The organism is Pseudonocardia sp. T1-2H, from assembly GCF_038039215.1.
GTDB lineage: Bacteria > Actinomycetota > Actinomycetes > Mycobacteriales > Pseudonocardiaceae > Pseudonocardia.
This window is the reverse complement of the sequence record NZ_JBBPCL010000001.1, coordinates 3791514-3807496: the sequence shown is the minus strand read 5'-3', so window position 1 is coordinate 3807496 and position 15983 is coordinate 3791514. Positions and strand designations below refer to the sequence as shown.

The 15983-nt window shown below is 72.3% G+C and carries 17 protein-coding genes; 13 read left to right on the top strand and 4 right to left on the bottom strand.

Annotation, left to right across the window (positions count from 1 at the left end; genetic code table 11):
• Positions 1 to 83: 83 nt before the first annotated feature.
• The 11 genes from WBK50_RS18790 (at position 84) to WBK50_RS18740 (ending at position 8295) form a co-directional block, all read left to right on the top strand.
• On the top strand, positions 84 to 899 hold the full coding sequence (locus WBK50_RS18790) for a 2-keto-4-pentenoate hydratase (RefSeq protein WP_341336860.1): 816 nt from the start codon (positions 84 to 86) through the stop codon (positions 897 to 899).
• A complete protein-coding gene (locus tag WBK50_RS18785) occupies positions 896 to 1675 on the top strand; it encodes a 2-keto-4-pentenoate hydratase (RefSeq protein ID WP_341336859.1) in 780 nt (259 codons plus the stop codon). The genes WBK50_RS18790 and WBK50_RS18785 overlap by 4 nt, the downstream gene beginning before the upstream one ends.
• 1 nt (position 1676) lies before the next feature.
• Positions 1677 to 1994 (top strand): DUF2218 domain-containing protein, encoded by a 318-nt coding sequence (locus WBK50_RS18780; RefSeq protein WP_341336858.1) that lies wholly within the window; start codon positions 1677 to 1679, stop codon positions 1992 to 1994.
• Positions 1995 to 2002: 8 nt separating this feature from the next.
• Positions 2003 to 2392, top strand: coding sequence for a RidA family protein (locus WBK50_RS18775; protein WP_341336857.1), 390 nt, complete (start codon positions 2003 to 2005; stop codon positions 2390 to 2392).
• A complete protein-coding gene (locus tag WBK50_RS18770) occupies positions 2385 to 3134 on the top strand; it encodes a sugar phosphate isomerase/epimerase family protein (RefSeq protein WP_341336856.1) in 750 nt (249 codons plus the stop codon). Before WBK50_RS18775 ends, WBK50_RS18770 begins: the two co-directional genes overlap by 8 nt.
• A 94-nt stretch (positions 3135 to 3228) precedes the next feature.
• Positions 3229 to 3798 (top strand): GNAT family N-acetyltransferase, encoded by a 570-nt coding sequence (locus WBK50_RS18765; RefSeq protein ID WP_341336855.1) that lies wholly within the window; start codon positions 3229 to 3231, stop codon positions 3796 to 3798.
• A gap of 79 nt (positions 3799 to 3877) precedes the next feature.
• Positions 3878 to 4510 (top strand): IS5 family transposase, encoded by a 633-nt coding sequence (locus WBK50_RS18760; RefSeq protein ID WP_445942280.1) that lies wholly within the window; start codon positions 3878 to 3880, stop codon positions 4508 to 4510.
• 533 nt (positions 4511 to 5043) lie between these two features.
• Positions 5044 to 6414, top strand: coding sequence for a flavin monoamine oxidase family protein (locus tag WBK50_RS18755; RefSeq protein ID WP_341336854.1), 1371 nt, complete (start codon positions 5044 to 5046; stop codon positions 6412 to 6414).
• Between the two features lie 16 nt (positions 6415 to 6430).
• On the top strand, positions 6431 to 6859 hold the full coding sequence (locus tag WBK50_RS18750) for a cupin domain-containing protein (protein ID WP_341336853.1): 429 nt from the start codon (positions 6431 to 6433) through the stop codon (positions 6857 to 6859).
• A 115-nt stretch (positions 6860 to 6974) separates the two neighbouring features.
• Positions 6975 to 7703, top strand: a complete 729-nt coding sequence (locus WBK50_RS18745; RefSeq protein WP_341336852.1) for a hypothetical protein — start codon at positions 6975 to 6977, stop codon at positions 7701 to 7703.
• Between the two features lie 31 nt (positions 7704 to 7734).
• Positions 7735 to 8295: a potassium channel family protein gene (locus WBK50_RS18740; protein WP_341336851.1), complete on the top strand. Its 561-nt coding sequence runs from the start codon at positions 7735 to 7737 to the stop codon at positions 8293 to 8295.
• A 115-nt stretch (positions 8296 to 8410) separates the two neighbouring features.
• Here the strand turns inward: WBK50_RS18740 and WBK50_RS18735 are convergent, their stop codons facing one another.
• Positions 8411 to 9163: a hypothetical protein gene (locus tag WBK50_RS18735; protein WP_341336850.1), complete on the bottom strand. Its 753-nt coding sequence runs from the start codon at positions 9161 to 9163 to the stop codon at positions 8411 to 8413.
• Positions 9164 to 9265: 102 nt separating this feature from the next.
• Here WBK50_RS18735 and WBK50_RS18730 point away from each other — a divergent pair, with 102 nt between their 5' ends.
• Together WBK50_RS18730 and WBK50_RS18725 are read left to right on the top strand one after the other, a co-directional pair.
• The gene (locus tag WBK50_RS18730; protein WP_341336849.1) at positions 9266 to 9661 is read left to right on the top strand and encodes a CopG family transcriptional regulator; all 396 of its coding nucleotides are present in this window, start codon (positions 9266 to 9268) and stop codon (positions 9659 to 9661) included.
• A 102-nt stretch (positions 9662 to 9763) separates the two neighbouring features.
• The gene (locus WBK50_RS18725) at positions 9764 to 10774 is read left to right on the top strand and encodes an extracellular catalytic domain type 1 short-chain-length polyhydroxyalkanoate depolymerase (protein WP_341336848.1); all 1011 of its coding nucleotides are present in this window, start codon (positions 9764 to 9766) and stop codon (positions 10772 to 10774) included.
• Between the two features lie 30 nt (positions 10775 to 10804).
• On the opposite strand, the gene WBK50_RS18720 is transcribed toward WBK50_RS18725, so the two are convergent.
• The 3 genes from WBK50_RS18720 to WBK50_RS18710 form a co-directional block, all read right to left on the bottom strand.
• Positions 10805 to 11074, bottom strand: coding sequence for a DUF2795 domain-containing protein (locus tag WBK50_RS18720; protein WP_341336847.1), 270 nt, complete (start codon positions 11072 to 11074; stop codon positions 10805 to 10807).
• Positions 11075 to 11214: 140 nt separating this feature from the next.
• Positions 11215 to 13194, bottom strand: coding sequence for a potassium transporter Kup (locus WBK50_RS18715; protein WP_341336846.1), 1980 nt, complete (start codon positions 13192 to 13194; stop codon positions 11215 to 11217).
• A 221-nt stretch (positions 13195 to 13415) separates the two neighbouring features.
• Positions 13416 to 15983 carry an ATP-binding cassette domain-containing protein gene (locus tag WBK50_RS18710; protein ID WP_341336845.1) on the bottom strand — a complete coding sequence of 856 codons (2568 nt, stop codon included), beginning with the start codon at positions 15981 to 15983 and terminating at the stop codon, positions 13416 to 13418.

The following is a 15983-nucleotide window of genomic DNA, read 5'->3' as shown; positions in this document are numbered from 1 at the left end:
GCGACGGGACCGGGCGTTCCCACTGCACGGAAGCAGCCGGACGTCCCGTTGCCCGGCCCCGCCGTCCCGGCGACGCTGCGGAGGTGCAACCCGCCCTCGTACAGCAGGACCTCGCCGACGAGCTCTGGACCGCCGACCGGACCGCCGTGCCCGTGGCGCCGCTGACCGACCGGCATCCCGACCTCGACATCACCGACGCGTACGCGATCCAGACGCTCAACATCGACCGCCGGGTCAAGGAGGGCCAGCGGATCATCGGCCGCAAGGTGGGCCTGACCTCGAGGCCGATGCAGGAGATGCTCGGCGTCGACGAGCCGGACTTCGGCGTGCTGACCGACGAGATGATCGTCGAGGACGGGGACCTGATCGATCTCGGGCGGCTCGTGCAGCCCCGGGTCGAGGCGGAGCTCGCGTTCGTCATGGCCGAGGACCTCGTCGGCCCCGGCGTCACCAGCGCCCGGGCGCTCGCCGCGATCGAGGGCGCCCTGCCGTCCGTCGAGATCGTCGACAGCCGGGTGGCGGACTGGAAGATCAAGCTGGTGGACACGGTGGCGGACAACGCGTCGTCCGGGCTGCTGGTGCTCGGCGGCCGGATGCGTCCGGTCGCGGAGCTGGACCTGCGGCTGCTCGGCGTGGTCGTCTCCCGGCACGGTCAGCTGCTGGACACCGGAGCCGGCGCCGCCGCGCTCGGCAACCCCGCCCGCTGCGTCGCCTGGTTGGCCAACAAGCTCGGCAGCCTCGGATCCGGGCTGAAGGCGGGCGACGTCGTCCTGCCCGGGGCGGTGCACAAGATGGTGCCGGTGCAGCCGGGCGACGTCTTCCGTGCGGAGTTCGCGCACCTCGGGGCGGTCACCGTCCGTTTCTCGACCGGATCCGCCCAGCCCGGAGGCACGGCATGAGCATCACCGCCCAGGAGATCGCGGACGTCCTGATCACCTCCGAGCGGGAACGCAAGGGGATCGCGCAGTTCAGCGAGGACCACCCGGACATCCCGGTGGAGACGGCCTACGCCGCGCAGAAGGCGTTCGTGCAGTCCAAGCTCGACGCCGGGGAGACCTTCGTCGGCTGGAAACTCGGGCTCACCAGCCGCAACAAGCAGCAGGCCATGGGCCTCGACGCCCCGCTCTACGGGCGCGTCACGAGCGGCATGCTCTCCAGCTACGGCGAGCCGGTCCGGCTCGACCGGTTCATCCACCCGCGCGTCGAGTGCGAGATCGCGTTCCTGCTGGCCCGCGACGTCGAGGCGCCCGCGACCATCACGTCCGTCCTCGCCGCCACCGAGGTGGTCTTCGCCGCCGTCGACGTGCTGGACTCCCGGTACGAGAGCTTCAAGTTCACGCTCTCCGACGTCGTCGCGGACAACGCCAGCGCCGGCGCGTTCTACCTCGGGCCGATCGCGCGGCGGCCCGACGAGCTCGAGGACCTCCGGCTGCTCGGCGCGGTCGTGCGGGTCGACGGCGACGTGGCGATGACTGCGGCGGGTGCGGCCGTGATGGGGCACCCGGCGGCGTCGGTCGCCTGGCTGGCCAACCAGCTCCGGGCGGAGGGGGAGAAGCTGCGGGCCGGGCAGATCGTCTTCTCGGGCGGCGTGACCGCGCCAGTCCCCGTCGTCGTGGACCGCAGCGTCACCTTCGAGTTCGACCAGCTGGGCGCGATCGAGATCCACGGCGCCTGACGTGCCCACCTCGACGGCGGTCGTCCCCACCGACGCGGCGGCGCGCTACGCCAAGCAGCTCCTCGCCCACCTCGGCCGGAAGAACACCGTCGAGCCGGTGGAGGGCGAGCCCGACGGCGGGCGCCTGGTGTTCGCCTACGGCACCGGGACGGTCCGGCCCACCGCCGACGGCCTCGTGCTCGACGCGGCGGCGGACGACGCCGAGGGGCTGGCCCACGTCGAGGACGTGCTCGCCCGCCACCTCGAACGTTTCGGCGCGCGGCGCGAGCTCGTCGTGAGATGGCAGCGGCCGACCGGTCACCCCGACTCCGGCGAGTAGGAGCGGCAGTGCAGGTCATCCACACCGACGACGCGCCGTCGCACACGGGACCGGTGCCCCAGGCCGTCGAGGCCGGCGGCTGGATCTACGTGTCGGCCCTGTTCGGCGCCGATCCCGGGGCCGGCCACGCGATCCCCGGGGACGCGCGGGCCGAGGCCGAGCAGGTGTTCCGGAACCTCGAGGCCATCCTGCGGGCCGGTGGCGCGGAGCTCACCGACGTGGTGCGGGTCGGCATCGTCATGCGGGACCTGCAGGCGGACCGGCCGGTGTTCAACCAGGTGTGGGCGGAGCGCTTCGGCGACCACCGCCCGGCCCGGTCCGCGATCGAGTCGCCGGCGTTCGGGCGGCCGGGGGAGAAGGCCCGCTTCATGATCGAGGCGACGGCCCACCGTGGCTGAACGGGCTCCGGACCCCGAGTTCGTCGCGAGCTTCTTCACCCTCACGGGGGCGGGCTTCGGTGAGCCGCCGCGGCACGGCTTCGCCGCGCGCTGTGAGGCGGCCGCCGCGGCCGGGTTCACCGGGATCGGGCTGCACGTCGACGACCTCGCCCGGACCGTGGCCGGCGGGCTCGACGTCGACGACATGCGCGACGTGCTCGCGGCCGCGGGACTGCGGGTCGTGGAGATCGAGTTCCTCGCCGGCTGGGCCCTCGACGACGAGGGGCCCGGAGGGGAGGGGGTCGCCGCCGTCGCGGAGGCGTTCGGCGGGCGGCACGTCAGCGCGGGGGAGTTCCGCGGTGGCGAGCTGGACCCGGTCGCGGCGGCGAAGCGCCTGGCCGAGGCCGCGGGCCGGGCCGCCGAGCGGGACCTGCTGGTGGCCGTGGAGGCCTTCCCGTGGTCGGCGATCCGGGACTACGGCACGGCCGTCGACCTGGTCCGCCGGTCCGGTGCACCCAATGCCGGGCTGCTCGTGGACGTCTGGCACTTCTTCAACGGGGGCGCCTCCCCGACCTGCTCCAGGACCTGCCCGGAGCGGGCGTGGCGGCGGTCCAGCTCAACGACGGCCCGCGGGTCCACGACGACCTCCTGGTCAACGCCCGCACCACCCGGCGGCTGCCGGGGGAGGGCGAGCTCGACGTCGTCGGGCTGGTCCAGGCGGTGGAACGGACGGGGTTCACGGGCCCCTACTGCGTCGAGGTGAACACCCCGGAGTTCCGGGCGCTGCCGCTCGAGGAGGCGGCCGAGCGGGCGTTCACGACGTCCGCGGAGATCGTCCGGAAGGCACGGAGCAGCTGATGCGCGACGAGGTGGAGCTGCGCGACGGGTCCCGGCTGGTGGTGCGCCCGATCCGCCCCGTCGACGCGCCGGGCCTGGTCGCCCTGCACTCCCGGCTCTCCGCGGACACGATCTACCGGCGCTACTTCGGTGCCCGCCCCCACCTGGCGCCGGCCGTGGTGCACCGGTTCACGAACGTCGACGAGGAGTGGCGCTTCGCCCTCGTCGCCCTGCGGGACGGCGGTGACCTGGTGGCGGTGGTGCGCTACGAGGGGGAGCGCGGCTCGTCGTCCGCCGAGCTCGCGGTCGTCGTCGACGACGCCCTGCAGCACTGCGGGATCGGGCGGCTGCTCGTCGAGCGGATCGTCGACGTCGCCCGGGAACGCGGCCTGGAGTACCTGGTCGCGGACGTGCTGAGCGGCAACTCGCCGATGCTGCGGCTGCTGCGCGCCACCGGGCTGCCGGCGAGGACGACGAGCGACGGCGCGACGGTGACCGTCACCGTCGACCTGCGCGGGCACGCGCCTGCCGAGGCCCGCGCCGCGCGGGCCCGCGACCACGTGGAAGCGGCCCTGCAGGCGTCGACCTGACCGAGGGTCCTCAGAGCGTGTTTGAGAAGGATCAGCGTGTCCGCGTGACCTCGTCCGCAGTCTGATCAACTCTGGGTGGGTGGAACGACGCACGCGGTACCCCTCAGACGCCAGCGATGAGCAGTGGGCGCTGATCGAGCCGCTGCTGCCGGAGGCGAAGACCGGAGGCCGGCCGGAGAAGCATCCCCGCCGCGCGCTGGTGGACGCGATCCTCTACGTGGTGCGCACCGGGTGCGCGTGGCGGCAGCTGCCGGCGGACTTCCCGCCCTGGCAGACCGTGTACTGGTACTTCAATCGCTGGGAACAGGACAAGGTCACCGAGCAGATCCTGCCGGTGGTGCGTGAACAGTTGCGGATCCAGGAAGGTCGTAACCCGCAGCCCAGCGCCGGGTTGATCGACTCCCAGACGGTGAAGGGCGTCGACACCATCGGGCGCGAGTCCCGCGGATACGACGCCGGCAAGAAGATCAACGGCCGCAAGCGGTTCATCGTCACCGATACCCTCGGGCTGCTGCTCACTGTCGTCGTCCTCAGCGCTTCGGTGCAGGACCGCGACGGCGCCAAGCCCGCCCTGCTGCAGGCCTACCTGCTCACGCCAGTGCGGTTCGTGTTCGCGGGTTCGCCGGCCGACTCCTCGACTGGGTCCAGACCCTGTTGCGCACCACGCTGTACATCGTGCGTAAGCCCGCCGACCAGCGCGGGTTTGCCGTGATCCCGCGCCGGTGGGCGGTCGAGCGCACGCTGGCCTGGCTCACCGCGCACCGCCGCCTGGTCCGTGACTACGAACGCGATCCCGCCATCTCCGAGGCCATGATCCGCTGGGCCGCGATCAACACCATCACCCGCCGGATCGCCCGCGGGGGTCCTGCCACCCGCCAGCAACGGCGGACACTCGCCGCAAGTTGCTCTGCTCAGGTGCGCTCTCGGTGGCGAGGTTCCTGTCTCTTGACGCATTCCAGTCGGAGGTTGGCGCGCTCAGGACCAGGCCGTCCGTGAACCCGGCGACGGGATCGGCGCGGGGTGGGCAACGCTCGGCAGCAGCGCCGCCGGCGCGGGCTAGAGCGTCCGCCAATCATGCCTAGCGGGTGAGGACGCTGGTCCCGGTGTCCGCCAAGGATGGGCACGCCGCCGGGTGTCCGCGCGGGCGGGAGCCCCGCTCCTACCCGAGCACCCGGACGACGTATAGCCGGCGGTGCACCGCGTGGACGCGTCGCGTTCAGGCAGGACGACCGGAGGGAGACCACAGTGGCCACGACTGGATCTGGTCCGGAGATCGTGATCGTCGGCGGTGGTTTCGCTGGGGTGACGGCGGCGCGCGAGTTGACGATGCGCGGGCGGAGTTCGGTGCTGCTCGAAGCGCGGGATCGGCTGGGCGGGCGGACCTACACGGCGGACCACGACGGGCATGCAATGGAACTCGGCGGCACCTGGGTGCACCCCTTGCAGCCGAACGTGTGGGCCGAGATCAACCGCTACGGGGTCGAGACCGAAACCTTTCCGGTGCTGGAAGGGCTCCGGCAAGCGGTCGTGTCCGACGGCCACGTGGTGGACCTGTCCGACGACGACGTCGCCCGGGCACTCGACGCGCTCGACCAGTTCTGTGCGCCCGGCACGAGCCTGTTCGCCGAGCCGTATTCGGGCGAATGGGGTCCGGACCCGCAGGGCCTCGGCGATCGATCGCTGCGCGAGCACCTGGAGACCCTGCAGGTCGCGCCGGAGCTGCGCGACTGGGTGGAGGGGATGTGCTCCTTGCTCGCGTTCGGCCCGCTCGATCAGTCCGCCGCGACCGAGTGGTTCCGGACCTACGCCTTATCCGGGTGGAGCGCAGCCCAGGCGCTGGCCGCGTTGTCGGCCACGAAGCTGGTGAAAGGCACGCGCGAGCTGGTCGACTCCATCGCGGCGCAGGCCACGCTCACCGACATCCGCCTCAACTCACCCGTGCGGCGTGTCGTCCAGAACGGCCATCAGGTGCGCGTCGAGCTCACCAATGGCGACACCGTCGACGCGCGGACCGCCTTGATCACGCTACCGATGAACGTGCTGAACAGCGTGGAGTTCGAGCCGCCCTTGTCCGAAACCAAGCGGGCCGCCTCGACCGAACGGCACGCCGGTGCCGGAATGAAGTGCTACGTGCGCGTGAAAGGCGACATCGGCAACGTGAGCGTGCTGGCCCCGGAGGCTCAGGCGGTCAACTGGGCGGTGACCTACGACCACGACGCGAACGGCTCGTGGCTGATCGCGTTCGCCGCCAACCCGAAGCAGCTGCCGATGAGCAGCTTCGACGATGTGGATGGCATGCAGGCCGCGCTGCAGCCGTTGCTGCCCGGCGTCGAGGTGGACAGCATCATCGGGTGGGACTGGAGCAATGATCCGCTCGCGCTCGGCACCTGGTGCATCTACCGGCCGGGGCAGTTGGCACAGGTGTTGCCCGACCTGCGCAGCACCGAAGGCCGGCTGTTCTTCGCCGGCGCCGACTCCGCGACCGCCTGGCGCTCCTTCATCGACGGGGCGATCGAGAGCGGCTACCGCGGCGCCCGCGACATCGACGACTATCTGTCCGCCGGCGGACAGCAGGCTCGATCCACCGCCGGCCTCGCGCAAGCGGTCGGCGATTGACCCCGATGTTCAGGGCGTGCGGGGCCGCACCACCGGCGCGCCGGGCGCCGGGTCGTCAGTCGGGAGGGCCGCAAGAGTCAGCCATCTTCATCTGGAGGGACAAATGACGAAAGCCAACAGTGTGGTGAGTTCGTCGGTGTCGGCCGAATCTTGGGAGCCGCTGGTCGAGGACGGCCGGGAGATGGGACAGGTCCATTGGCTTCTCCAGTCGGAGAACGGCCCGGTTGCGGGACTGTGGAGGGTCGGCACCGAGGAGGGCGCCGAGCTGCCCTACCGCGTCACCGGCTCCGACAGCTTCCACGTCATCGAGGGTGAGGCGGAACTGGAAACCCCTGACGGCGAGAAGATCGAGCTCACCGCTGGGGGTATCTACTCGTTCCCGGACGGGTCCACCGCCACGTGGCGGACCCGCTCGCCGTTCTTGAAGTTCTTCGTGATCGCCTGACACAGCCGGTGCGTGCGCTGCGCATCATCGATCGCGAGACGGCGCATCTCCGGCACTTGGCGGAACATCACGCTTCGTTGCGTAGCGAGCCTCATCGATGGGCCTGGGAGCGATCATGAGCATCGGAGTCGGGAAGGACTCGGAGGATGGCCCGGGCCCGTGGTGGGACTGGCGGCTGCTCGCCGTGTGGATCCTCGTCAGCGCCGCGGCCTATGTGGTGATCGTGGTCGGCGGGGTGGCGCTCGAGCTGCTCGCGTCCGACACGACCAGAGCACTCGCGGGTGAGCATCGGGTTGTTGCGGTCCTGCTCGTCGCCCTCATCGGGGCGGCGTTCCACGGGTTTGTGCTGGGTCGCTGGCAGTGGCGGATCCTTGTCACCCGGCTGCCCGGGCTGAACCGTCGCCGGTGGGTGATGGCCACGTTCGTGCCCGCCTTGGCGGTGTGGTTGCTCGCGGTCGCACCCGGGGCGGTCGACATTCTGGCCCAGGGTGGTGACACCCTCGCCGCGTTCAAGAACGGGTTCATCCAGGCGATCGTTCTCGGACCGCTGATCGGGTTGTCCCAGGCCGCGGCACTGCGCGAGGACACGACGCGCTGGATGTGGTGGTTCGCCGCCAACGTGACGACCTATCTCGTCGGAGCTGCCGCATACGAGTTCGGCCAGTGGGTGCTGGCCGGGCTCTCCCTCCCGAAGGGAATCACCCCAGCCTTCCCGCTGCTGGGATTCCTGATCCACGGGGTGTGGATGCTGTGGGTGACCGCACCCGAGGCGGCAGCCGAACGCCGCTCGCCACGGGTTCAGCAAGAGCGGCACAGGGCCACCGACCCGGGCATCCCCGACTAGCGAGAGGCCCAGTCCATCGAGGAGCCACGACATGAGCACCGCACCCATCGAGAGCATCTCCGCAGCAGAGCGCCGACGGCTCGTCACCATCGGACTGCTCCGAGCCACGGCAACCACAGTTCTAGTGATCGCGGCCTACTACCTCCTGCCACTGAACAACCTGGCCGGCATTTCGCTAGCTGTCGCCCTGGCGGTCGGACTGCTCGCGCTGACCGCCCTCGTGGCCTACCAGGTACGAGCGATCATCAGGCATCGGCACTCAGCCGTACGCGCGATCGAGGCACTCGCCGTCACCGTGCCGGTGTTCCTCCTTCTCTTCGCCGCCACGTACTTCATGATGGAGCAGGCCAACCCCGACAACTTCAACGTCGACTCGCTCACCCGGACCGACTCGCTGTACTTCACGGTCACCGTCTTCGCCACGGTCGGCTTCGGCGACATCACGGCAACCAGCCAGGCGGCCCGCGTGGTCGTCATCGCGCAGATGATCCTCGACCTGCTCGTCCTCGGCCTCGTGGTCAAGGTATTCCTCAGCGCCGTCGAGATCGGCCGCGGACTGCAAACGACGCGGCCGGACTCCGAACCGTCGTGAACAGCGAGACGCCGCGACCTACGGCCACGGTGCGCGGTCGATGCGCCACCGGGTCACAGTTGATCACACCGACGCAGAGCCCGCGTAGGCACGCCACACCGTCTCAAACACGCTCTCAGACGGTCGCGCCCGCCCGCGGGTGGCGGAGCATCGCGTCGACGGTCCTGCGCAGCGCGGTGGCCCTGGCGACCTGGTCCGAGTCGAGGTGGCCGGGCTCGTCCGCCCCGATGGCGATCGGGATGTGCGGCGGCAGCGTCGCGAGCAGGCCCGGGGTGGCCTCGGGCAGGTCCTCCAGGGCCGAGGCGAGGATCCGCACGTAGCCGAGGCGGTCCCCGAGCTCGACCACGGACTCCTCCAGCTCCGCGGGATCCCGGCGCGGGTCGACGTCGAGCACGATCCCGCCGCTCGTCCCGCCGACCAGCTCGAGCGCCCGCCCCACCGAGTCGATGGGCGTACCGGAGACGACGGTCAGGAGCGGCCGGAGCCGGTAGCGGCCGGCCAGCTCGGCGAGCAGCGGGAACAGCTCGGCGGGGTCCCCGGTGCCGGCCCGCGCGGTGACGAACTGCGCGCCGAGCCGGGTGCCGAGCTCGAGCACCCGCACGTACGGGTGGGCGAAGTCGACGGACCGCAGCTCCGGCCCGAGCTCGACCCGCCCGATGTCGAGCACGGTCACCCGCGACTCCAGCAGGGCGTCGACCAGTGCGGGGAGCATCGGCGAGCCGATCCCGTGGCTCCACCACTCGTGCGCCTCGGCGGTGGCCGCGACCCGGAGCCCGATGGCGTCGAGCCCGGCCCTCCTCGCGATCTCGACCAGGTCCACCGGGCTCATCGGGTGGACCGTGGACTGGTGCAGGGCGACGCGGTTCACGCCCCACAACCTAGCGGCGGTTGGCGCCGCGGCGCACCGGCGGATTCCTCTGGCCATCCCACGGGATGGTGCTAGGCTGGCCGAGCCCCACGGAGGTGAGCGATGGCCGAGGTCGACAAGAGCGAGAAGATCACGATCAACGTCGGGCTGGTGGACCTGGGCCAGATCGACCTCCTGGTCGACGAGGGGTTCTACGCCAACCGGACGGATTTCATCCGCACGGCCATCCGGCGCCAGCTGGAGAGCCGGGCGGGCGCCGTGGACGACTCGGTGTCCCGGCGGACCCTCACCCTCGGCACTCTGCACCTCGGACGCCCCGAGCTGGAGCGGCTCCGGAACGCGGGGGAGACCGTCGAGGTCAGGGTCCTCGGCCTCGCCACCGTCGCCGACGACGTCTCCCCGGAGCTCGCGCTGGCGACGATCTCCACCGTGGAGGTCCTCGGCGCCTTCCGGGCGCCACGGGCGGTCAAGGCGGCCCTGGCCGCCAGGACCGTCTAGCCCGTCCGCACCCTCCACCACCGCCCAGAACCGGCGGTCCCATCCGCGGCACCCACCCGCAGTACGGGTGCCGATCGCGCACGCCCTTCGAAGGGGTTCTCGATGGTCGACGACCGTTCCACCGGCATGTCCGAAGCACTGCGGCTGACCCGCCGCGGGCAGCTGACCGCCGCGCTCGCCGCCCTGCACCGCGCGCTGGGCGTCCCCTCCACGGGGCTCCCGGGGGCCGCCCGCTCCTGGCGCCCACACACCGCCGGGCGTCCCGGGCCCTTGCAGGCCGCGGCGCCGGCGGGCGAGCTCCGCCGGCTGGCCCACACCGAACCGGCGGGGACCCGCAGCTACGAGCTCTACGTCCCCACCGGCTACACCGGCGAGCCCCTCCCGCTGGTGGTGATGCTCCACGGGGGCAGGCAGGACGCCGCGGACTGCGCGGCGGGCACCCGGATGACCGAGCTGGCCGAGGCGCACACGTTCCTGGTGGCGTATCCGGAGCAGTCCGGCCGGGCCAACAGCGGCCGGTACTGGAACTGGTTCTCCCCGGCGGACCAGCAGGCCGGGAGCGGGGAGCCGTCGATCCTCGCAGGCATCACCCGCGCGGTCATGGCCGATCTCGCGGTGGACCCGGGCCGTGTGTTCGTGGCCGGGCTGTCCGCGGGCGGGGCGATGGCGGCGGTGATGGGCGCTACCCACCCCGAGCTCTACGCCGCCGCCGGCATCCACTCCGGCCTCGGCTACCGGGCTGCCCGGGACGTCGGATCGGCGTTCACGGCGATGCGGACGGGCGGCTCGCCGGCACCCGGCGGAACGGTGCCGCTGATCGTGTTCCACGGGGACGGGGACCGGATCGTCGCGCCGGTCAGCGCCGAGAAGATCGTCGCGGCGCGGCTGGAACCGGTGGCGGTCTCGGTGTGCGACACCACGACGGTGAGCGGCGGCGGCCGTTCGGCCACCCGGACGGTCCACCGCGACGCCGACGGCGTGGTGCTCGTGGAGTCCTGGACGGTGCACGGCGGCGGCCACGCGTGGTTCGGGGGGAGCCCCGCCGGGTCCTACACCGACCCGTCGGGGCCGGACGCGTCCTCAGCGATGCTCCGGTTCTTCGGCATCGGCTGACCGGGCCCGGCGCCGAGGACGTCCTCGCGCTCAGGCGATCGACGACTGGCCACGCCCCAGGATCACGCGGGACGAGGGCGCGGGAGCGCCCGTCCCCCGGCCGCCCGCTGTCGGCGACCGGGCGGGTGGCAGGGCTGCCTCGAGGACCTCGGTGATGTCGGCGTAGGTGCGGCAGGGGATCCGGGCCAGGCGCGAGCACGTGATGACGTCCGCACGCTCCGCCGCGGCGCAGGCGACCACCTGCCATCTCTCGGCGGGGAACTCGACTCCGACGATCGCCGCGATCAGACGGTCGCGCACCGTCGGATGCCGTGGAACAGTCGCCATGGTCCGTGACCCTCTCCCTGAGTCCGCCCGTCGGAGGGAAATCCGGCCGCACCCGTCGGCCACCGTTCAATGAAAGCGCTGATGGCAGGGCTGCACCACCCCCGTTCGCAGAATCAGATCTCGATGCGCGAACCCATGACGACGGTGCGGTCGACCGGGAGCCTGAAGTAGGCCGCCGGGGTGGCGGCGTTGTGGGCGAGCCCGATGAACAGCCGTTTGCGCCACGTCCGCATGCCGGGCCGGTCGCTGCGTTCGATGGTGATGTGGGAGAGGAAGTAGAAGGCCTCGGCGGGGTCGATGTCGAGCTCGTCGGACAGGCCCCGGGCCTCGGCGAGGAGTGCGGGGACGTCCTGGTCGTCCTGGAACCCGAACCGGGCGGAGAGGTGGATGATCCCGTCGTCGGTGTGCCCGAGCTGGTCGATGGCCAGCCGTTCGCCGAGCGGGACGTAGGGCACGTTCTCCGAGACCACGGAGATGATGACCACGCGCTCGTGCACGATGTGGTTGAAGTCGACGTTGGCGCGCAACGCCAGTGGCGCGGTCTGCTTGGTCGGGTGCGGGAAGACGGCCGTCCCCGGGACCCGGGAGACGCGCTCGGCGTGCAGGCGGTCGACGAACTCGGTGAGCGGCCCCTCGAGGGCGATCCGGCGGTCGGTGACGATGCGCCGTCCGTGCTGCCAGGTGGTCATGATCGTGACGATCACCGCCGCGATCATCAGGGGCAGCCAGCCGCCGTGGGTGATCTTGGTCAGGTTGGCGGCGAGGTAGACGAGTTCGACGCCACCGACGACCACGGCGGCGAGCACGAGCTTCCAGCGTGCCCAGCGCCAGGCGGTGGCGGCGTAGGTGAGGAACAGCGTCGTGGTGAGCAGCAGGGTGCCGGTGACGGCGAGGCCGTAGGCGGTGGCGAGACGCTCGGAGGACCGGAAGGTCACGACGAGGACGACCACACCGGCGAAGAGCAGCCAGTTCACGGCCGGGACGTAGATCTGGCCGCTCTCGCGGGTCGAGGTGTGCCGCACCGTCAGGTGCGGGAGCAACCCCAGCCGTACGGCCTGCCGGGAGACGGAGAACGCACCGGAGATCACCGCCTGTGAGGCGATCACCGTGGCCACGGTGGCCAGCACGACCAGCGGCAGACGCGCCCAGCTCGGCGCGAGCAGGTAGAAGGGACTGGCGACGGCGGTCGGGTCATCGAGGATCAGCGACGCCTGGCCGAGGTAGTTGACGATCAGGGCCGGGAAGACCAGCGCGAACCACGAGACGCGGATCGGCCGGGGGCCGAAGTGCCCCATGTCCGCGTAGAGGGCCTCGGCGCCGGTGATGACCAGGACCACGGCGCCCATGGCGACGAACGCCGTGTAGGGGTGGTCGACGACGAACGACACGATGTAGGTCGGAGAGAGCCCGAGCAGCACCCCCGGCCGGGCGATGACGTGCGGCAGGCCCGTCGCGACGAGGGTGAGGAACCACAGGACCATGACGGGCCCGAAGAGCCGCCCGACCCGATGGGTGCCCCAGCGTTGCGCGGTGAACAACACCGTGAGGATGGCGATGCCGAGGGGGAGGACGGCCCCGCCGAGATCGGGCCGGACGACCTCGAGGCCCTCGACGGCGGAGAGCACCGAGATGGCCGGGGTGATGAGCGAGTCGCCGTAGAACAGGGCCGCGCCCACCACACCGAGGGACAGGGCGATCGCGGCGCGTCGGGCGTTCGAGGCGGACACCCCGCAGACCAGGGCGGCGAGGGCCATGATGCCGCCCTCGCCGTCGTTGTCGGCCCGCAGCACGAACACCACGTACTTGATCGTGACGACGAGGGTCACCGACCAGAAGATCAGCGAGACGACGCCGTAGACGTCCTCCGGGGTGGGCCTGACCGTGTTGTGGTCGATCGAGAAGACGGTCTGCATCGCGTACAGCGGGCTGGTGCCGATGTCGCCGTAGACGACGCCCAACGCGCCCAGCGCGAGCCCGAACAGACCGCCGCTGTGCGCGGCGGGATGGCTCGGCGTGCGCGGCGCCGACGTCGTCGAGGCCGTGCCGGGCGCGTGCTGCTCCGGCGTCGGCGACTCGGCCTGGATGTCCTCCACTCCGCCAGTCTGCTCCGCACCGCCGTGCTCGCGCCCGGCGGCGGGTCCGTCAGCGTGCGGGCCGGCGAGGAGGATCGAGCGAGCGCGCCCGGAGGGCGAGAAGGTTCAGGGCTCCGAGCACGACGACCCCTGGCGACTCGACGACGAGGGTGGTCGGCATCGAGCCGGGTGTCGAGCTGCTCGCGGCCGGCCCACGCGCGGCACCCCACGGTTCGCCCCGCTCAGAGCGCCCCGCCCGCCACCTTCACCCGCACCCGTTCCCCGACCGCGGGCACGAGGTGTCCCGGGCAGCGCACGGTCACCCGCAGGTCCTTCCCGACGAGCACCCGGACCAGCGCGAACGGCCCGAAGAACTCGACGTCCAGGACGTCGGCCGGGGCGCCTTCGCCCCCGGCGGTGAGCGCGATCTGCTCGGGGCGGACGAACACCGTCGCCGCGCCGTTGCGGTGCCCGGCCGCGACCCGGCCCAGCAGGGTGTCCGCGCCGTCGTCCCCGTAGATCGCCGGCAGCTCGACGACGTCGCCCAGGAACGCGGCGACCCCCCGGTCCGCGGGCCTGCGGTACAGCTCGGCGGGGGCGCCCTCCTGCACGATCACCCCGTCCCGCATCACCGCCGCCCGCGCGGCCAGGGACATCGCCTCGGCCTGGTCGTGGGTGACGAGCACCGTCGTCGTCCCCGCGGCGGCCAGCGCCTCCGCGACGGCGCGCCGCGTGTCGGCGCGCAGCTCGGCGTCCAGTGCGGAGAACGGCTCGTCGAGCAGCATGAGCTCCGGCGCCGGGGCCAGGGCCCGGGCGAGTGCGACCCGCTGCTGCTGCCCGCCGGAGAGCTCGTGCGGATGCCGTCCGGCGTAGGACTCGTCGAGGCCGGTGAGCTCCAGCAGCTCGGCGACCCGGTGCCGGGCCCGGCGCTCGCGCCGCGGGAGCCCGAAGGTGATGTTCGCGGCCACGGTGAGGTGGGGGAAGAGGTTGCCCTCCTGCGTCACGTAGCCGATGCGGCGCCGCTCCGGCGGCACCGCGACGCCCGGCCCCGCCACGACCTGCGCGCCGATCGCGACGGTGCCCGCGTCCGGCCGGTCGAAGCCCGCGACGAGGCGCAGCAGCGTCGTCTTGCCGCAGCCGGACGGCCCGACGACCGCGGTCAGGGTGCCGGGCGGGACCTCGAGGTCGACGCCGTGCAGCACCGGTACCGGACCGTAGGACCGGCGCAGGCCGGTCACCTGGAGGCCGGACGTCATGTGTCCTCCCCGGCTCCGGCGGGTCAGCAGGTACGCGGCCGGCGCGGAGATCAGGATCATCAGCAGGGCGTAGGGCGCCGCGGCGCCGTAGTGGATGGATGACGACTCGCTCCAGAACTGGGTGGCCAGGGTCTGCGTGCCGATGGGGGCCAGCAGCAGGGTGGACGTGAGCTCGGTGACGACCGCGAGGAACACCAGTGCCGACCCCGCCCCGAGCCCGCGTGCGATCAGGGGGAGGGTGACGCGCGCGAGCACCGCGGCGGAGCCGACGCCGAGCGAGCGCCCGACGTCGTCGAGCTCCGGGGGGATCTGGCCGAGCGCGGTGCGCAGGCTCACCATCGCCCGGGGCATGAACAGCACCGCGTAGGCGGCCAGCAGCATCACGGTGCTCTGGTAGAGCGCGGGCAGGAACCGGATCGCGACCGTGATCAGCGCCAGCGCGACGACCATCCCCGGCAGCGAGTTGCCGATGTAGGTGCAGCGCTCGACGAGCCGGCTGACCCGGCCGCGGCGGCGGACGACCAGCCAGGCGACGGGCAGCGCGAGCGCGGACGTCACGAGCGCGCCGAGCAGCCCCAGACCGAGCGAGGTCGCGGTCGTGCGCAGCAGGTCGTCGAGCGGGAAGGCCGTCGACGTGCTGGTGACCAACCAGAAGGCGATGCAGCCGAGCGGGACGCCGAGGGCGAGCACCGCGAGCAGCGCCAGCGCGGCGATCGCCGGGAGGATCGTCGGGCCGAGCCGGTGCGGGACGGCGCGCCGCATCGCCCCGGAACCGACGCGGGCGACCCGGGCCCGGCCGGCGAGCCGCTGCTCGCCGCCCAGCAGCAGCAGGCACAGCAGCACCAGGACGCCGGCGAGCATCGTGGCCCCGGCCCCGTCGAACGTCGACTGGAACTGGTCGTAGATCGCGGTGGTGAAGGTGTCGAAGCGCAGGGACTGCAGCGCGCCGAACTCCGCGAGCAGGTGCAGGCCGACCAGGAGCGCGCCGCCGAGCAGCGCGGGCCGGAGCTGGGGGAGCACGACCCGGGCGAAGGTGTGCCAGGGCCCGTTGCCCAGCGCCCGGGACATGTCCTCGAACGCCGGGTCGGTGCCGCGCAGCACGGCCGCGACCGGCAGGTAGACCAGCGGGTAGTAGGACAGCGTCGTGACCAGGACGGCGGCGTCGAGACCCGCGAACCCCGGCGAGAGGGAGTACCAGCCGAAGCTGTTCACGAACGCGGGGACGGCGAGCGGCGCGGCCATCAGCCCGGTCCACAGCGGCCGGCCCGGAAGGTCCGTGCGCTCGACGAGCCAGGCCGCGGCGGTGCCGACGACCACGCAGGCCGTCGTCCCGAGCAGCACCAGCTCGACGGTGTTCGTCAGCAGCTCGCCGACCCGCGGTCGCCACACGAGCGCGACGACCCCGGCCGGGCCGGTGCCGACCACTCCGGCCACGACGTAGCCGAGCGGGAGCAGGGTCAGCAGCGCGACCGCGACGGCCGCGGCGAGGCGGAGCGGCGGGTACCGGAGACCGGTACCCGCCGCGGGGCCACCCCGTGCAGGGCTGGTGATCAA